The sequence below is a fragment of the Shinella yambaruensis genome (assembly GCF_022899355.1).
Taxonomy (GTDB): domain Bacteria; phylum Pseudomonadota; class Alphaproteobacteria; order Rhizobiales; family Rhizobiaceae; genus Shinella; species Shinella yambaruensis.
Genome location: NZ_JALJCK010000009.1, coordinates 261,522 through 276,612 on the forward strand (window position 1 = coordinate 261,522; position 15,091 = coordinate 276,612).

Annotated in this window: 19 protein-coding genes and 1 tRNA gene; 14 read left to right on the forward strand and 6 right to left on the reverse strand. The window is 64.9% G+C overall.

What is annotated here, in order from left to right; genetic code table 11:
* Positions 1-117: 117 nt before the first annotated feature.
* Positions 118-387 (reverse strand): hypothetical protein, encoded by a 270-nt coding sequence (locus MUU56_RS21760; RefSeq protein ID WP_244769368.1) that lies wholly within the window; start codon positions 385-387, stop codon positions 118-120.
* 147 nt (positions 388-534) lie between these two features.
* Positions 535-909: a hypothetical protein gene (locus MUU56_RS21765; RefSeq protein WP_244769369.1), complete on the reverse strand. Its 375-nt coding sequence runs from the start codon at positions 907-909 to the stop codon at positions 535-537.
* A gap of 161 nt (positions 910-1,070) precedes the next feature.
* On the opposite strand from MUU56_RS21765, the gene MUU56_RS21770 reads away from it, so the two are divergent.
* Entirely contained in the window at positions 1,071-1,253 is a 183-nt protein-coding gene (locus MUU56_RS21770; RefSeq protein ID WP_244769370.1) for a hypothetical protein, read from the forward strand.
* An 81-nt stretch (positions 1,254-1,334) separates the two neighbouring features.
* Here the strand turns inward: MUU56_RS21770 and MUU56_RS21775 are convergent.
* Positions 1,335-1,419: transfer RNA gene (locus MUU56_RS21775), tRNA-Leu, on the reverse strand.
* A 164-nt stretch (positions 1,420-1,583) separates the two neighbouring features.
* On the opposite strand from MUU56_RS21775, the gene MUU56_RS21780 reads away from it, so the two are divergent.
* A complete protein-coding gene (locus MUU56_RS21780) occupies positions 1,584-2,099 on the forward strand; it encodes a disulfide bond formation protein B (protein ID WP_398431381.1) in 516 nt (171 codons plus the stop codon).
* 70 nt (positions 2,100-2,169) lie between these two features.
* Here MUU56_RS21780 and MUU56_RS21785 read toward each other — a convergent pair whose 3' ends face one another.
* Positions 2,170-2,727: an HNH endonuclease gene (locus MUU56_RS21785; protein ID WP_024271138.1), complete on the reverse strand. Its 558-nt coding sequence runs from the start codon at positions 2,725-2,727 to the stop codon at positions 2,170-2,172.
* Positions 2,728-2,833: 106 nt separating this feature from the next.
* Complete coding sequence (locus MUU56_RS21790; protein WP_244769372.1) at positions 2,834-3,484, reverse strand: DNA-3-methyladenine glycosylase family protein; 651 nt, start codon at positions 3,482-3,484, stop codon at positions 2,834-2,836.
* 150 nt (positions 3,485-3,634) lie between these two features.
* On the opposite strand from MUU56_RS21790, the gene gluQRS reads away from it, so the two are divergent.
* Positions 3,635-4,543 (forward strand): tRNA glutamyl-Q(34) synthetase GluQRS, encoded by a 909-nt coding sequence (gluQRS, locus tag MUU56_RS21795; protein ID WP_244769373.1) that lies wholly within the window; start codon positions 3,635-3,637, stop codon positions 4,541-4,543.
* On the opposite strand, the gene MUU56_RS21800 is transcribed toward gluQRS, so the two are convergent.
* Positions 4,490-5,434, reverse strand: a complete 945-nt coding sequence (locus MUU56_RS21800; RefSeq protein WP_244769374.1) for a YihY/virulence factor BrkB family protein — start codon at positions 5,432-5,434, stop codon at positions 4,490-4,492. The genes gluQRS and MUU56_RS21800 overlap by 54 nt on opposite strands.
* 189 nt (positions 5,435-5,623) lie before the next feature.
* Here MUU56_RS21800 and MUU56_RS21805 point away from each other — a divergent pair, with 189 nt between their 5' ends.
* The 11 genes from MUU56_RS21805 (at position 5,624) to MUU56_RS21855 (ending at position 15,081) form a co-directional block, all read left to right on the forward strand.
* Complete coding sequence (locus tag MUU56_RS21805) at positions 5,624-6,472, forward strand: SDR family oxidoreductase (RefSeq protein ID WP_244769375.1); 849 nt, start codon at positions 5,624-5,626, stop codon at positions 6,470-6,472.
* A gap of 101 nt (positions 6,473-6,573) precedes the next feature.
* Positions 6,574-6,771: a twin transmembrane helix small protein gene (locus MUU56_RS21810; RefSeq protein WP_023514935.1), complete on the forward strand. Its 198-nt coding sequence runs from the start codon at positions 6,574-6,576 to the stop codon at positions 6,769-6,771.
* Between the two features lie 7 nt (positions 6,772-6,778).
* The gene (locus tag MUU56_RS21815) at positions 6,779-7,357 is read left to right on the forward strand and encodes a cob(I)yrinic acid a,c-diamide adenosyltransferase (RefSeq protein WP_244769376.1); all 579 of its coding nucleotides are present in this window, start codon (positions 6,779-6,781) and stop codon (positions 7,355-7,357) included.
* Between the two features lie 34 nt (positions 7,358-7,391).
* Entirely contained in the window at positions 7,392-8,177 is a 786-nt protein-coding gene (locus tag MUU56_RS21820; protein WP_244769377.1) for a rhomboid family intramembrane serine protease, read from the forward strand.
* A 183-nt stretch (positions 8,178-8,360) separates the two neighbouring features.
* Positions 8,361-9,110: an electron transfer flavoprotein subunit beta/FixA family protein gene (locus tag MUU56_RS21825; RefSeq protein WP_244769378.1), complete on the forward strand. Its 750-nt coding sequence runs from the start codon at positions 8,361-8,363 to the stop codon at positions 9,108-9,110.
* A gap of 23 nt (positions 9,111-9,133) precedes the next feature.
* Positions 9,134-10,063 (forward strand): electron transfer flavoprotein subunit alpha/FixB family protein, encoded by a 930-nt coding sequence (locus MUU56_RS21830; RefSeq protein WP_244769379.1) that lies wholly within the window; start codon positions 9,134-9,136, stop codon positions 10,061-10,063.
* Positions 10,064-10,211: 148 nt separating this feature from the next.
* A complete protein-coding gene (locus MUU56_RS21835) occupies positions 10,212-11,084 on the forward strand; it encodes a 3-hydroxybutyryl-CoA dehydrogenase (protein WP_244769380.1) in 873 nt (290 codons plus the stop codon).
* 142 nt (positions 11,085-11,226) lie between these two features.
* Positions 11,227-12,210, forward strand: coding sequence for a sulfate ABC transporter substrate-binding protein (gene cysP, locus MUU56_RS21840; protein ID WP_244769381.1), 984 nt, complete (start codon positions 11,227-11,229; stop codon positions 12,208-12,210).
* A 132-nt stretch (positions 12,211-12,342) separates the two neighbouring features.
* A complete protein-coding gene (cysT, locus tag MUU56_RS21845; RefSeq protein WP_244769382.1) occupies positions 12,343-13,164 on the forward strand; it encodes a sulfate ABC transporter permease subunit CysT in 822 nt (273 codons plus the stop codon).
* Between the two features lie 2 nt (positions 13,165-13,166).
* A complete protein-coding gene (cysW, locus tag MUU56_RS21850; RefSeq protein WP_244769383.1) occupies positions 13,167-14,054 on the forward strand; it encodes a sulfate ABC transporter permease subunit CysW in 888 nt (295 codons plus the stop codon).
* 4 nt (positions 14,055-14,058) lie between these two features.
* Positions 14,059-15,081 (forward strand): sulfate/molybdate ABC transporter ATP-binding protein, encoded by a 1,023-nt coding sequence (locus tag MUU56_RS21855; RefSeq protein WP_244769384.1) that lies wholly within the window; start codon positions 14,059-14,061, stop codon positions 15,079-15,081.
* The last annotated feature ends 10 nt before the right edge of the window (positions 15,082-15,091 follow it).

Sequence of the window (15,091 nt, forward strand, 5' to 3'; positions counted from 1 at the left end):
GGTCCTTTTCTCGATCGCTTGTGAAGTCACATCGCGGATTCGGAGCTGGGACGGCTATCTCTCGCGCTTCTGGTTCGTCATATACGGCGCGGCCGGGTTCCTGCTCGGCGGTGCGATCTATTTGCTGACCCGCGGGCATTGTGCAGCCAGCGCTCCGGTCGTTGCCGTCCTGTCGCCCTTGCCGCTCTGAAATCCCTGCGTTTCGTGGTCGAGGGCTTCGTTCCCGGCATGGTCTCCGGCCATATCCAAGGCCGCTCTGCTGGCCTTGGCGAGATCCGCAATCCCTTCGGCAATGCGTAGCAGGTCCCGCGCCGCCCGCTGCCTTTCTTCACGAACGATATCGTCGATCGCTTCTTTCAGAACATCGCGTGTCGTGTCCATGTCCAACAGCGCCTCCATCACTGCGATGACAGGGAGAGGCCCGCCGAGGGTATGGGGATGCTTTACGGGCCTCTCTTGCCGCATGCACAGCGGCTTCGCAAACTTGGCTTCCGCCAGATGAACGGCGGATGAACACGCATGTTTCGATGCCGGCTACATCACGCCGTGAACCTTGCATCGCTCGTCCAGGCCGGCGGCGTCCGCCGAGGCAACCATGTCCATGACGGTGAACAGAACGGTGTTGAACGTTTCGCTCGAAACGTGGGTCAGCTTGCCGATAAAGCGGCGCTGTTCACCGCCTCTGGCAGTACTGAAAGTACCGCAGACATAGGTCCCTCCGCCACTTTCGGCCGCGGCTGTCGCCTCCACCAGTTTCGATCCTTGTTGCCCGGAAGAGCGATCAATCCCTGCCTCTATCGCGGCCTGGTCCTCGGCGGTCAATGCATAACGGCCCGTTTGCGGGGTTAGTACCTCCTCCGGCGCGGGCGTCTGGCATGACACCAAGGTCATGGCAAAGAGTACGGTCACAGCTCGTCGCAATGTCTTGCCTCCTGAGATGCGAAGGAAAATATCACCGCATCACGTTCGGTCAAATATCCTCCGGCCTCAGCGGTTCGCGCATCGCTCATCGAACGCGCCAAGGGAACATTGCAGCGTCGGGCCTGTTCTCATATCGAGAGGAGATGAACATGACCGTTGACACCGAACATTCCGGCCCGAAGACGCCGCCCGAGCGCTCGCCCGACCTGCCCGAGGATGTGCCGCAGCGGCCTGTCGAAGAGCCGGCCCCCGATGTGGTGCCCGATGATATTCCCGAACCCGGCCCGGATGTTCCCGATGTGCAGCCAGTGCAGGATCCGCCGGCACGCTAAGTCGCGGCAATCCCTGAACGATGGGGTAAATCTGCCACATTGGCTGCAACGCCTGAGAAACCGGCATTTCCTGAAAAGTTATGGTGCCCCATGCCGGAATCGAACCAGCACTCCTTTCGGAACTCGATTTTGAGTCGAGCGCGTCTACCAGTTCCGCCAATGGGGCACGGCACTTGCAGCCATCGCCGTTTACACGATGCGTTCGCGGGCGGCAACCGGCAAATCCGCGTGCGCTTATGATCACATATGCGTGCGGGTGATTTACAACGTCGCCTCACCTGATAGAAATCGGCGCCGTTCCGCCGGCATCCCCGCCGGCCCGATTGGACAATGCCGATGACCGCATCCCTCGACCTTTCCCGCAAGACATCCGCAGGCCTCCTGACGCTCGGCATGGCGGCGACCGTGGGCGGGGCGCTCGGCTTCGAGCATATCGGCGGCTATATTCCCTGTGCGCTCTGCCTTTTGCAGCGCGATCCCTACTATTACGGCATCCCGGTCGCGATTGCCGCGCTGCTGTCGGCGCTCTTCGGCGGCCCGGCCTGGCTGACGCGGCTCCTGCTCGCCATCGCCGGCATCATGATGCTCGTCGGCGCGGGCATGGGCGTCTACCATGCGGGTGTCGAATGGGGCTTCTGGGAGGGACCTGCGACCTGCGCGACCTCGGCGCAGGGCGTCACGCAGAATGCCGGCGATCTCCTTGCCGACCTCAATTCCAAGCACGGGCCATCCTGCACGGAAGCCTCCTTCCGTTTCCTCGGCCTTTCCTTTGCCGGCTGGAATGTGATCGCAAGCCTCATCCTCGCCGCGATCGCCTTTTCGGGCGTGCGGTCGGCGAAAGCTTGATATCCCCGCAACCCGGTCGCAAATGCCTGTGGGTGCCGCAAAAACGCCTGGCGTCTCTGCGGTTCCGGCATCAGGGCTGCAGTTCGACGTCCCAGTAGAGATAGTCCATCCAGCTTTCGTGCAGATAGTTGGGTGGAAACAGTCGCCCGTTGTTGTGCAGATCCTGAACCGTCGGCTGGTAGGGCTTCTGATGCGGGTGCATGCCCGCCTGCTTCGGCAGCTTGCTGCCTTTTCTCAGATTGCACGGGGAGCAGGCCGCGACCACGTTGCACCAGGTCGTCTCGCCGCCATGGGCGCGCGGGATGACATGGTCGAAGGTCAGGTCGTCCGGCGACCCGCAGTACTGGCATTCGAACCTGTCGCGCAGGAACACGTTGAACCGGGTGAAGGCCGGGTGGCGTGACGGCTGCACGTATGTTTTCAGGCACACGACGCTTGGCAGGCGCATCGTGAAACTCGGGGAAGACACCGAATGCTCGTATTCGGCGATGATGTTTACGCGGTCTAGAAACACGGCCTTGATCGCGTCCTGCCAGGACCAGAGCGACAAGGGATAATAACTCAGCGGCCTGTAGTCAGCATTCAGTACAAGGGCTGGCAGGGCCTGTGGTGAAACAGAAATCGTCAAGGGCTTCTCCTGATCGATTCGGCATCTGCCCTTCTATATTAGGCCCGTTGTTACAGCATTGTGAAGCGGGAAAGGAAAAGCGAAAACAAGCTATTTCGCGGGAAGCTCAGCCTTCGAGCACCGGCACCGCCTCGCGGCGCATCTCCCTGGAATAGTAGGCCCAGAACAGCCGGGCGGAGACGCCGCGCCAGGGCGACCAGCCCTCCGCGATCCGGTCGAGTTCCTGCGGGCTCGGGCGCACGGCAAGGCCGAGCGCATGGGCCACCGCGTTTTGCAGCGCGATGTCGCCGGACGGGAAGATATCCGGATGGCCGCCGCAAAAGAGCAGGTAGACATCCGCCGTCCAGCGGCCGATGCCCTTGACCGCGGTCAGCCTGCGACTGGCCGCTGCCGCCTCCATGTGGCAGATCGCGTCGAGATCGAGTTCGCCGCGGTCGACCATTTCCGCGGCACGGCGCAGTGTCTCCGTCTTGGCGCGCGAGAGGCCGACGGCGCGGCAATCCTCGTCGGAAAGATCGAGGATATGGTGGGGCGTGATGTCGCCGGCCGTCTTCTCGAGCCGGTGCCAGATGGCGTCCGCGCTGGCGCGCGAGACCATCTGCGCGACGATGATGCCGGCAAGGCCGCGATAACCGGGCGAGAGACGGCGAAGCGGCACGGGGCCGGCCTTGTCGATGACGGTGAAAAGGCGCGCGTCGAGCAAAGCGAGGTCGACGAGACCCGCCGCGACATCCGCATCCGTCCTGATCATGTGCAACTGCATTTTCCCGAGCGGCCTCGACCCCTGCCGTCACCGCGGCCTTTGCGGTTCAGGTCCTCACTTGTCCCAAGACCCCTGCAAACCGCTGCGCGTCTCTGCGCGGCATGCTTTGGTGGCGTAACGCACCTCTTCGTGCCAGAAGACCTCATGCAAACTGCTTTGTCAAAAAATCGTGTCTTCCGGTTCGCGCCGAGCCCGAACGGCCTTCTGCATCTCGGCCATGCGCTGTCGGCGATCCTCAACCACGACCTTGCCGCGGCCTGCGGCGGGCGGTTCCTGCTGCGCATGGAAGACATCGATCCCGCCCGCTCGCGGCCCGAATTCGAAGCGGCGATCTATCGCGATCTCGCTTGGCTCGGCCTCGACTGGGAAAAGCCGGTGCGGCGCCAGTCGGAGCACCTTGCCTTCTACGGCGCGGCGCTGGAGCGGCTGAAAGCGATGGGTGTGCTCTATCCGGGGTTCCTCAGCCGCGGCGAGGTGAGGGCGCGGGTTCTGGCGCAGGAGGCTGCGGGCGGCGTGTGGCCGCGCGATCCCGATGGCGCGCCGCTCTATCCGACGGAGGAGCGCTCGCTCGACCGGGACCGGGCGCTCGGCTGGATCGCTGCAGGCCGCCAGCACGCCTGGCGGCTCGACATGGAGAAGGCGCTGGCGCTCGTGCCGGAGGCGCTCTCATGGTCGGAGGCGGGCGAGGGGCCGGAGGGCGAGACGGGCACCGTCGCGGCGCGGCCGGAGCGCTGGGGCGATGTCATCCTCTCGCGGCCGGATGCGCCGGCGAGCTACCACCTTGCCGTGGTGCTCGACGATGCGGCGCAGGGCATTACCGACGTGGTGCGCGGGCAGGATCTCTTTCATGCGACGGCCGTGCACCGCCTCCTGCAGAGCCTGCTCGGCCTGCCGGCGCCCTCCTATCGGCACCATGGGCTGGTGCCGGGGCCGGATGGACGGAAACTGTCCAAGAGCAATGAGGATACCGGCCTTACGGCCTACCGGGAAAGGGGCGTGTCACCGGCCGGCATTCGCGCCCTGCTCGCGGGCTATGGCTTCGTCCTCCATTGAATCCTCCTCGGGCTGCGGCGGCTTGCGCACGCCGCGGATCCGGTCGAGGATCAGGTGCTTCACCCGGTATTTCATCAGCGCCGCGTTGATCTCCGCGCCGATGATGAAGATCGCCCCGACGATGTATAGGAAGACCAGCGCGATCATGATCGAGGCGAGGCCGGCATAGGTCGAGACATAGTTGGCGAAGGTGGCGAGGTAGGAGGCGAAGGCATAGGCGCCGATGCCCCAGGCGATGAGCGTCACCAGGATGCCGGGCAGCACGTCGGCGATCTTCCGTCGGCCGGCCGGTAGCCATAGATGGGCGATCAGGAGGCCGACGAGCAGCACCAGGATGGTGCCGAACAGCCCCCAGCTTTCCACCCAGGAATAGACATACGTGAGCCAGGGCAGCCAGTCGCCCGTCGCCCGGACCGCAAGGGGCGCGGCGACGAGCACGATGCTGATGACCGCCAATGCCAGGACGCCGGCGATGACGAAGCCGAGGCTGGCGAGGCGCGTGACGTACCAGTAGCGCGTCTCGGCCACCCGGTAGGCGCGGTTGAGCGAGACGCGCAGCGCCTCCACCCCGTTCGAGGCGAAATAGGCGGCGGCGAGCACGGAGACCGTCAGCAAGCCGCCGCGCGGGATGGTGAGCACCGCGACGACCTCGCGCGAGATCGGTGCGGCGATCGATTCCGGCCAGGTATCGAAGATCAGGTGCACGGCGGTTTCGGCGAACTGGTCAGCGCCAAGGAAGGAGCCGAGCGCCGTGCCGAAGATCAGGAAGGGGAAGATCGCCAGCAGCGTCGAGAGCGCGACATGGCTCGCCATCGCCCAGCCGTCGTCTTCGGAAAAGTGCCAGATCGCATCGAAGACGACCTTGTAGGCAAGGCGAATGGCGGTCGGCATCGGCAATCTCGGTCCCTCGCGGCCGTCTTCGGCCGTCTCTCGCATTGTCTGCCCGGGCATAACCCCTTACATCGGGATCGGTTCAAGGGCGACCCGGATTATGGTCCGCCACGCGCCCGTGCATCGGAACGACGTGCGGCACTGGTGGTGAATATGGGAAACACGAGCAGATTTGTACAGGAAACCGCCATGCCTTCTTCAAATGCGTCAACGCCGCCGAGCATCATCGTCACGGGATGCTCCTCGGGCATCGGCGCCCATTGCGCCCGGGCGCTGAAGGCGGAAGGCTGGCGCGTCTTCGCGACGGTGCGCCGGCAGGAGGATCTGGCGAGCCTCGAGGCCGACGGCATCGAGGCGCTGCTGATGGACTATACGAAGCCGGAGACGATCGCCGCGCTTGTCGAGACCGTGCTGGCGCGCACCGGCGGCCGGCTCGATGCGCTCTTCAACAACGGCGCCTACGGCCAGGCCGGTGCCGTCGAGGACCTGCCGGTCGAGGCGCTGCGGATGCAGTTCGAAACCAATGTCTTCGGCTGGCACGACCTGACGCGGCGGGTGATTCCCGTCATGCGCCGGCAGGGTTCTGGACGCATCGTGCAGTGCTCGTCGATCCTCGGCATCGTGCCCTATCGCTGGCGCGGCGCCTATAACGCCTCGAAATTCGCGCTCGAGGCCCTGTCGCTGACACTGCGCATGGAGCTTGCGGGCTCGGGCGTGCATGTCAGCCTCATCGAGCCCGGGCCGATCGCCTCGCGCTTCACGGCCAACGCGCTGACGCATATCGAGCGGAACATCGATCTCGAAAATTCCGTGCATGCGGAAGAGTATCGCCGCCAGTTGCGCCGGCTGCGCGGCGAGGCAAAGCCCGCGCGCGGAAAGCTCGGCCCCGAGGCGGTGCATGCGGTGCTGCGCCACGCGCTGACGGCGAAAACGCCGCGGCCGCACTATATCGTCACGACGCCGGCCAAGCAGGGCGTGCTCCTGAAAAAGCTGCTGCCGGCGGCGCTCTTCTACCGAATCATCGGCAAGCTTGGCTGACGCGGCGCGGCGTCGCAGGGGTTTCGCCTGCAAAAAGCGTGCACTTTGCGCGGAATGCCCTATGTGAATAGGGCTGACGGAAATCAAATCGGATCGTTGGCATGTCTTCCTTCCTCACCTTCATGACCCTGCTCGTCATGGGCCTCGTCGCCATCGTGCTGGTGCGCGGTCTCGTCAACATGGCCAAGGGCGGCAGCGGCAATACCTCGAACAAGCTGATGCAGCTTCGCGTGCTCTTGCAGGCGATCGCGATCGTCCTCATCATGCTGACGCTCTGGATCACGGGCGGCGGGCGCTGAGGGGAACATGGTCAAGCTCAACAAGATCTACACGCGCACGGGCGATGACGGCACGACCGGCCTCGTCGCCGGGCCGCGCCGCAAGAAGCATGACCTGCGCGTCGAATCCTATGGCGAGGTGGACGAGGCCAATTCCTGCATCGGCCTCGTGCGCCAGCATCTTGCCGAGCATCCCGATCTCGACGCGATGCTGATGCGCATCCAGAACGACCTGTTCGACCTCGGGGCGGACCTGGCGACGCCGGAGACCGGCAAGAGGCTCGACTACGAGCCGCTGCGCATCGCGCAGGCCCAGGTGGACCGGCTGGAGCGGGAAATCGACCTGCTCAATGCCGATCTTCAGCCGCTGCGCTCCTTCGTCCTGCCGGGCGGAACGCCCGCGGCGGCGGCCCTGCACCTTGCGCGCACCGTGGCGCGCCGGGCGGAGCGGCGGATCGTGGCCTTGCAGGCCTGCGAGGGCGAGGCGGTCTCGGCCGCGGCCGCGGCCTATATCAACCGGCTCTCCGACTTCCTCTTCGTCGCCGCGCGCTGGGTCAACGACAAGGGGCGTACGGACATATTGTGGGTTCCGGGTCAGAACAGGTAAGCTCGCTTCCAGCGCGCCTCGGGGAAGGGGATCCATGTTCATACCGCTGCACGATGCGAACGCCCTGAAATACATCAAGGTGCAGTATGTCACGATCAGCCTGATCGTGATCAATGTCGCGGTCTGGCTGGTGACGGGCCTTGCCTCGACGCAGGCCTTTTCCGACGCGACGGTGGTCGGCCTCGGCTATATCCCCGCGGTCGTCTTCGATTTCGCCGACCTGGAGCCCAGTCTCGTGCTGGTGCCGGAGGACGCGACCTACATCACCTATGCGTTCCTGCATGGGGACTTCATGCACCTTGCCTCGAACATGCTGTTCCTCTGGGTGTTCGGCGACAATGTCGAGGATGCGCTCGGCCATGTCCGCTTCCTCCTTTTCTACCTCCTCTGCGCGGCGGCCGGCGCGCTGGTGCACGGCCTCGTGCAGCCGGATTCGGAGGCGCCGCTGATCGGCGCCTCGGGGGCGATCTCCGGCGTGGTGGCGGCCTATTTCCTGCTGCATCCGAAGGTGCGCGTCTGGGTGCTGGTGTTCTTCCGCATTCCCCTGCCGCTGCCCGCGGTCATTCCGCTCGCCTTCTGGATCGCCCAGCAGTTCTACATGCTGGTGGTCGACGGCGACAGCGGCGTTTCCTGGGGCGCCCATGTCGGCGGTATCCTCGCGGGCGCGCTTCTCGTGCTCGTGCTGCGGCGTCGGGGCGTGCCGCTGTTCGACCGGACCATCGTCACGCCGAAGGCGGTGCGGCATGTCGAGGCGACGCCCGTTGCCAGCGAGGAGGCTGCCTCCCGGCCCTCCGTGCCGCCGACCCACTGGGGGCGGTGAGCGCGTCATGATGGAAAAATTGACGTGAACGTAAAGGTAATTTATAACCCGTCCGTTTTCGCGTCGGGGGAGGCCGTGATGCATTGTAATTGGGGAAAAAACGCGTATCGATGTCGCCAACCGACAATCAGGGCGCCTTTCAAAGGCGCATTTTCCCTCGCGGGCATTTGAAGGAAGGAAGCCATGAAGATCTTGGTGCCAGTCAAGCGTGTCGTTGACTACAACGTGAAGATCCGTGTGAAGTCGGACGGCTCTGGTGTTGAGCTTGCGAACGTGAAGATGTCGATGAACCCGTTCGACGAGATTTCGGTGGAAGAGGCGCTTCGGCTGAAGGAGGCGGGCAAGGCGGAGGAAGTGGTCGTGGTGTCGATCGGCCCGGCGAAGGCCGAGGAGACGCTGAGGACGGCGCTCGCCATGGGCGCCGACCGGGCGGTGCTGGTCGAGACGGACGATGCCGTCGAGCCGCTGGCGGTCGCCAAGATCCTCAAGGGCGTGGCGGAAGCCGAACAGCCGGGTCTGGTCATCGTCGGCAAGCAGGCGATCGACGACGATTCGAACCAGACCGGCCAGATGCTGTCGGCGCTGCTCGGCTGGGCGCAGGCGACGTTCGCTTCCAAGGTCGAGATCGGCGATGGCTCGGCGAACGTAACGCGCGAGGTCGACGGCGGCCTGCAGACCATCGAGGTCAAGCTTCCGGCCGTCGTCACGACGGACCTTCGCCTCAACGAGCCGCGCTATGCTTCGCTGCCGAACATCATGAAGGCGAAGAAGAAGCCGCTCGACAAGAAGACGCCGGCCGACTTCGGCGTCGACACGAGCCCGCGCCTAAAGGTGCTGAAGACCGAGGAGCCGTCCGGCCGCAAGGCGGGCGTCAAGGTCAAGAGCGTCGCCGAACTGGTCGACAAGCTCAAGAACGAAGCCGGCGTGCTCTGAGAGCGGAAAGGGAGAACTAAACCATGGCCATTCTTCTTCTGGCAGACCACGACAACGCCCACCTTTCCGACCAGACCGCCAAGGCGCTGACGGCGGCCGCGGAGATCGGCTCCGACGTGCATGTGCTCGTCGCCGGCAGCAATGCGAAGGCTGCGGCCGAACAGGCGGCAAAACTCTCGGGCGTGACGAAGGTGCTCGTCGCCGAGGACGCCAGCCTTGCCAACAACCTCGCCGAGCCGCTGGCCGCGCTGATCGTGTCGCTTGCCGGCAGCTATGACGCCATCGTCTCGGCCGCCACCTCGGTCGGCAAGAACGTCCTGCCGCGCGTTGCCGCCCTGCTCGACGTGGCGCAGGTCTCGGAGATCGTCGAGGTCGTTTCCTCCGACACGTTCAAGCGTCCGATCTATGCGGGCAATGCGATCCAGACCGTCCAGTCCACCGATGCGAAGAAGGTGATCACGGTGCGCACGGCGTCCTTTGCCGCGGCAGGTGAAGGCGGCAGCGCAGCGATCGAGACGGTCTCGGCCGCGGCGAACCCCGGCCTTTCCACCCATGTCTCCGACGCCCTCTCCTCGTCGGACCGTCCGGAGCTGACGTCCGCGAAGATCATCATCTCGGGCGGTCGTGCGCTCGGCTCGTCGGAGAAGTTCCAGGAGGTGATCCTTCCGGTCGCCGACAAGCTCGGTGCGGCGGTCGGCGCGTCCCGCGCTGCGGTCGATGCGGGCTATGCGCCGAACGACTGGCAGGTCGGTCAGACGGGCAAGGTGGTTGCGCCGCAGCTCTATATCGCCTGCGGCATCTCGGGCGCGATCCAGCACCTTGCCGGCATGAAGGATTCGAAGGTGATCGTGGCGATCAACAAGGACGAGGAGGCGCCGATCTTCCAGGTCGCAGACTACGGCCTCGTCGCGGACCTCTTCGACGCCCTGCCCGAACTCGAAAAGGCGCTTTGAGCCGGCTTTGGGTCCGGCTTTCGCGACGATGATTTCACTGGAAAAATGCGTCGCGGCGCTTTATCACTTCACCGGGCCGGCTCGCCGGCCCGGTGTTTTTTTGCCGACGCGGTAGAGGCGTAGGCGGTGCGATGGGGCGATAGGCGCTATGATCAAGAACGTCGGTATTGTCGGTGCGGGCCAGATGGGATGCGGGATCGCGCACGTCTCTGCCATGGCCGGATACAAGGTCCATATCTACGACCTGTCGCCGGAGCGCATCGAGACCGGGCTCGCCACGATCAACGGCAACCTCGCCCGCCAGGTTTCCTCCGGCAAGATGACCGATGAGGAGCGCAAGAAGGCGCTCGCCCTGATCAAGGGGTCGGCAGACATCAACGACCTCTCCGACGCCGATCTCGTCATCGAGGCGGCGACCGAGGACGAGACCGTCAAGCGCAAGATCTACGGCCAGGTCTGTTCGGTGCTGAAGCCCGAAGCGATCCTTGCGACCAACACCTCCTCGCTCTCGATCACCCGGCTGGCGTCCGCCACCGACCGGCCGGAACGCTTCATGGGCATCCATTTCATGAACCCCGTCCCGGTCATGAAGCTGGTGGAGCTCGTGCGCGGCATCGCGACCGAGGAAAGCACGTTCTCCGCCGCCAAGGAATTCGTCGCCAAGCTCGACAAGACGATCACCGTCGCGGAGGATTTCCCGGCCTTCATCGTCAACCGCATCCTGTTGCCGATGATCAACGAGGCGATCTACACGCTCTATGAGGGCGTCGGCTCGGTGGAAGCCATCGACACGGCGATGAAGCTCGGCGCCAACCATCCGATGGGCCCGCTCCAGCTTGCCGATTTCATCGGCCTCGATACGTGCCTGTCGATCATGCAGGTGCTGCACGACGGGCTCGCCGACTCGAAGTATCGTCCGTGCCCGCTGCTGGTGAAATATGTCGAGGCCGGCTGGCTCGGCCGCAAGTCCGGCCGCGGTTTCTACGACTATCGCGGCGAGGTCCCGGTCCCGACGCGCTGAGCGGCCGGACATTCCCCGAGCCGTCCCTTTCAGGGAAAAATGTTTCGCCTGCTGCAAGCGCCACGGCAGGCCATGCCTCGGATCGGAACCGGCCGGTCGCTATTGTCTGCCCGAATTCAGGTTCCATTCGGGGTTTTTTCAGATGAAACGTTTGCTCCTTCTCGGCGTGGCTCTCCTTGGCCTCGCCGCTCCGTTCTCCGCGCAGGCCGCCGACAAGCTGCTCAACGCCTCCTATGACGTGGCGCGCGAGCTTTTCGCTGCCGAGAACGAGGCCTTCGTGAAGGCGCATCCGGGCGTCACCGTCGACCAGTCGCATGGCGGCACCTCCAAGCAGGCGCGCGCCATCGTCGAGGGCCTCGAAGCCGACGTCGTGACCTTCAACCAGGTGACGGACATCGACTTCCTCGTGAAGAACGGCTTCGTCGCGGAAGGCTGGCAGCAGAAGTTCCCGAACAGTGCCTCGCCCTTCTACTCCTTCCCCTCCTTCCTCGTTCGCGCCGGCAATCCGAAGAACATCAAGGACTGGTCCGACCTTGCCCGCGACGACGTGAAGGTCATCTTCCCGAACCCGAAGACCTCGGGCAATGCGCGCTACACCTATCTTGCCGCGACCGCCTATGCCAAGGAGGCGTTCGGCAACGACCCGGTCAAGGTCGAGGAATTCGTCACCAAGATCTTCGACAACGTGCCGGTCTTCGACACGGGCGGGCGCGCGGCGACGACGACCTTCGTCGAGCGCGAGATCGGCGATGTCATCATCACCTTCGAGGCGGAGACCAAGTCGATCGCCAAGCAGTACGGCGAGGACAAGTTCGAGAGCGTCGTGCCCTCCGTCTCGCTGCTCGCCGAATTCCCGGTCGCCATCGTCGACAAGGTGGCCGACGCCAAGGGCAGCCGGGATCTTGCAAAGTCCTACCTCGACTTCCTCTATGCGCCGGAAGGCCAGAAGATCGCCGCCGAATTCGGCCACCGCGTCCATGACGAGACGGTTGCCGCCGAGTTCAAGGACCAGTTCCCGGAGATCCGCCTGGTGAACGTCGATGACGTCTTCGGCGGCTGGAAGAAGATCTCCGAGGAGCACTTCGCCGAAGGCGGCACGCTGGACAAGATCTACGGCAGCCGTTGATCCCTCGACCTTCGTTCTATTGCGACCGGCGGGCGAAAACCCCGCCGGTTGTGGCGTGAAAAGGGCGCAAATCCCGGCGGAACAGTGCGTCCCCATGCTTTTCATGACATTGCTTGAGAAAGGAAGCGCCTCTTGAGACGGCGTGTACTGCCCGGATTGCCGCTCGCGCTCGGCATAACCCTCGTCTATGTGGCGATTATCGTCGTGCTGCCGCTGGCCGCGCTCGTCTTCAAGGCGGCGAGCCTCGGGCCTGAGGACTACTGGCGCATCGTCTCGTCGGACCGCGCCTTCGCCAGCTACCGGGTCACGGTGCTCTGCGCACTGGCGGCGACGGTGTTCAATCTTGTCTTCGGCCTGTCGCTCGCCTGGGTGCTGGTGCGCTACCGCTTTCCCGGCCGCCGGCTTGTCGATGCGCTTGTCGATCTGCCCTTCGCGCTGCCGACGGCCGTCGCTGGCATCGCTCTCACCACGCTTTTCGCCACCAACGGCTGGTTCGGCGGTCCGCTTTCGCTTCTCGGCATCAAGGTCGCCTACACGCCGCTCGGCATCATCGTCGCCATGAGCTTCACCAGCATCCCCTTCATCGTGCGGACGGTGCAGCCGGTGCTGGAGGAGCTGGATCCGGCGCTGGAAGAGGCGGGGCAGACGCTGGGGGCGAGCGACCTGTCGATCTTCACCGGCGTCATCCTGCCCCTCCTGGCGCCGGCGCTTCTGGCCGGTGTCTCGCTCTCCTTCTCCCGCAGCCTCGGCGAGTTCGGCGCCATCATCTTCATCGCCGGCAACCAGCCGTTCTCCACCGAGATCACGGCGCTGCTCGCCTTCATACGGCTGGAGGAATACGACTACCCGGCCTCCGCCGCGATCGCTTCCGTCATGCTGCTGACGGCCTTCGTCATGCTGGCTGTCACCAATTTCATGCAGGCCCGCGCCCTGCGCTACACGGCAAGGGGCTGACCATGGCGCATCACGGAAAGGGCAAGCCGCCCCGCGTCGGCGACAATCCGGTCTTCCGCCGCACGCTGCTCGCCTTCGTGCTCGTGCTGGTCGCGCTGATGATCGTCGCACCGCTCGTCGTCATCGCCGTCGAGGCCTTCTCGCGTGGTGTCGGCTATTTTGCCGCCTCGATCGCCGATCCGGATACGCGGCACGCGATCCTGCTGACGGTCGTCACGGCGCTGATCGCGGTGCCGGTCAACACGGCCTTCGGCGTCGCGGCGGCCTGGGCCATCACCAAGCACGATTTCCGCGGCAAGCGGCTGCTCACCGTCGTCATCGAACTGCCCTTCTCCGTGTCGCCCATCGTGGCGGGTGTCTCCTATCTTTTCGTCTACGGCCTGCAGGGCCTGTTCGGCCCGGCGCTGCAATCGGCAGAGATCAAGATCCTCTTCGCGCTGCCGGGCATCGTGCTGGCCAGCATGTTCGTGACGGCGCCCTTCGTGGCGCGCGAGCTGATCCCGCTGATGCAGGCGCAGGGGCGCGACCTCGAGGAGGCGGCGACGTCGCTGGGGGCGAGCGGCTGGCGCACCTTCTTCTCCGTCACGCTGCCGAACATCAAGTGGGCGCTGCTCTACGGCGTCGTGCTCTGCAATTCGCGCGTAATGGGCGAATTCGGTGCCGTTTCCGTCGTTTCGGGCAATATCCGCGGCCAGACGAACACGCTGCCGCTGCATATCGAGCTGCTCTATCACGACTACAACGCGGCCGGCTCCTTCGCCGCCGCATCCATTCTCGCCGGCCTTGCCATCGTCACGCTCATCGCCAAGGTGGCGCTGGAGCGGCAGGGCGCGGGCCGCGTCCAGCGCCCCTCTCAGCTGGCCGGCGCCGACAGCATCACCCGGAGGTAAAACCGTGAAGATCCGCCTTACCAACGTGGTCAAGGAGTTCCAGACCTTTCGCGCCGTGCACGGCGTGTCGCTCGATATCGAGAGCGGCGAGCTGGTGGCGCTGCTCGGTCCGTCCGGTTCCGGCAAGACGACGATCCTGCGCATGGTCGCCGGCCTCGAATATGCCGATGGCGGCGCGATCTATTTCGGCGAGGAGAATGCCACCGACATTCCGGTGCGCGAGCGCGGCGTCGGTTTCGTCTTCCAGCACTATGCCCTCTTCCCGCACATGACCGTCGGCGAGAACATCGCCTTCGGCATGAAGGTCTCCAAGGTCAAGCGTTCGCCCGAGGCGATCGCCAAGCGTGTTGCCGAACTGCTCGATCTCGTGCAGCTCGGCGGCCTCAAGGACCGCTTTCCCGGCCAGATCTCCGGCGGCCAGCGCCAGCGCGTGGCGCTCGCCCGGGCGCTCGCCGTCGATCCGCGCGTGCTGCTGCTCGACGAGCCTTTCGGCGCGCTCGACGCCAATGTGCGGCGGGACCTGCGCCGCTGGCTTCGGAAAATTCATGACGAACTGGGCATCACCACGCTCTTCGTCACGCACGACCAGGAAGAGGCGCTGGACCTTGCCGACCGGGTCGTCATCCTGAACAAGGGCAAGATCGTGCAGGAGGGGACGCCCGAGACGGTCTGCCGCAATCCGGCCGATGCCTTCGTGATGAACTTCCTCGGCGATGCGAACCGGCTCGATGCGGATATCCGTGGCGGCAAGGCCTATGTCGATGGCGTGGCCTTCGAGGCCGGCGGCGTGGCGGATGGCGGCGGCCAGATCCTGTTCCGCCCGGCCGACGTCACCTGGCACGAGGAGGGGCAAGGCATTGCCGCGAAGATCGTGCGCGTCATCGACCGGCCGGATTCGCGCCGCGTGCTGGCCCTGACGGGCAGCGGCCAGCCGGTCGAGTTCGATACGGCGCCGGAATTCCCGTACGGCAAGGGCGAGGAGGGTTTCCTCGACATTCGGCGGCCACGCGCCTATCCGGCGGCGTGAGGGAAACTCC

Coding starts and splice junctions, on each gene's coding strand:
- MUU56_RS21770 (WP_244769370.1), top strand. CDS start 1,071: ATGACCGTTGACACCGAACATTCCGGCCCGAAGACGCCGCCCGAGCGC.
- MUU56_RS21780 (WP_398431381.1), top strand. CDS start 1,584: ATGCCGATGACCGCATCCCTCGACCTTTCCCGCAAGACATCCGCAGGC.
- gluQRS (WP_244769373.1), top strand. CDS start 3,635: ATGCAAACTGCTTTGTCAAAAAATCGTGTCTTCCGGTTCGCGCCGAGC.
- MUU56_RS21800 (WP_244769374.1), bottom strand. CDS start 5,434: ATGCCGACCGCCATTCGCCTTGCCTACAAGGTCGTCTTCGATGCGATC.
- MUU56_RS21805 (WP_244769375.1), top strand. CDS start 5,624: ATGCCTTCTTCAAATGCGTCAACGCCGCCGAGCATCATCGTCACGGGA.
- MUU56_RS21810 (WP_023514935.1), top strand. CDS start 6,574: ATGTCTTCCTTCCTCACCTTCATGACCCTGCTCGTCATGGGCCTCGTC.
- MUU56_RS21815 (WP_244769376.1), top strand. CDS start 6,779: ATGGTCAAGCTCAACAAGATCTACACGCGCACGGGCGATGACGGCACG.
- MUU56_RS21820 (WP_244769377.1), top strand. CDS start 7,392: ATGTTCATACCGCTGCACGATGCGAACGCCCTGAAATACATCAAGGTG.
- MUU56_RS21825 (WP_244769378.1), top strand. CDS start 8,361: ATGAAGATCTTGGTGCCAGTCAAGCGTGTCGTTGACTACAACGTGAAG.
- MUU56_RS21830 (WP_244769379.1), top strand. CDS start 9,134: ATGGCCATTCTTCTTCTGGCAGACCACGACAACGCCCACCTTTCCGAC.
- MUU56_RS21835 (WP_244769380.1), top strand. CDS start 10,212: ATGATCAAGAACGTCGGTATTGTCGGTGCGGGCCAGATGGGATGCGGG.
- cysP (WP_244769381.1), top strand. CDS start 11,227: ATGAAACGTTTGCTCCTTCTCGGCGTGGCTCTCCTTGGCCTCGCCGCT.
- cysW (WP_244769383.1), top strand. CDS start 13,167: ATGGCGCATCACGGAAAGGGCAAGCCGCCCCGCGTCGGCGACAATCCG.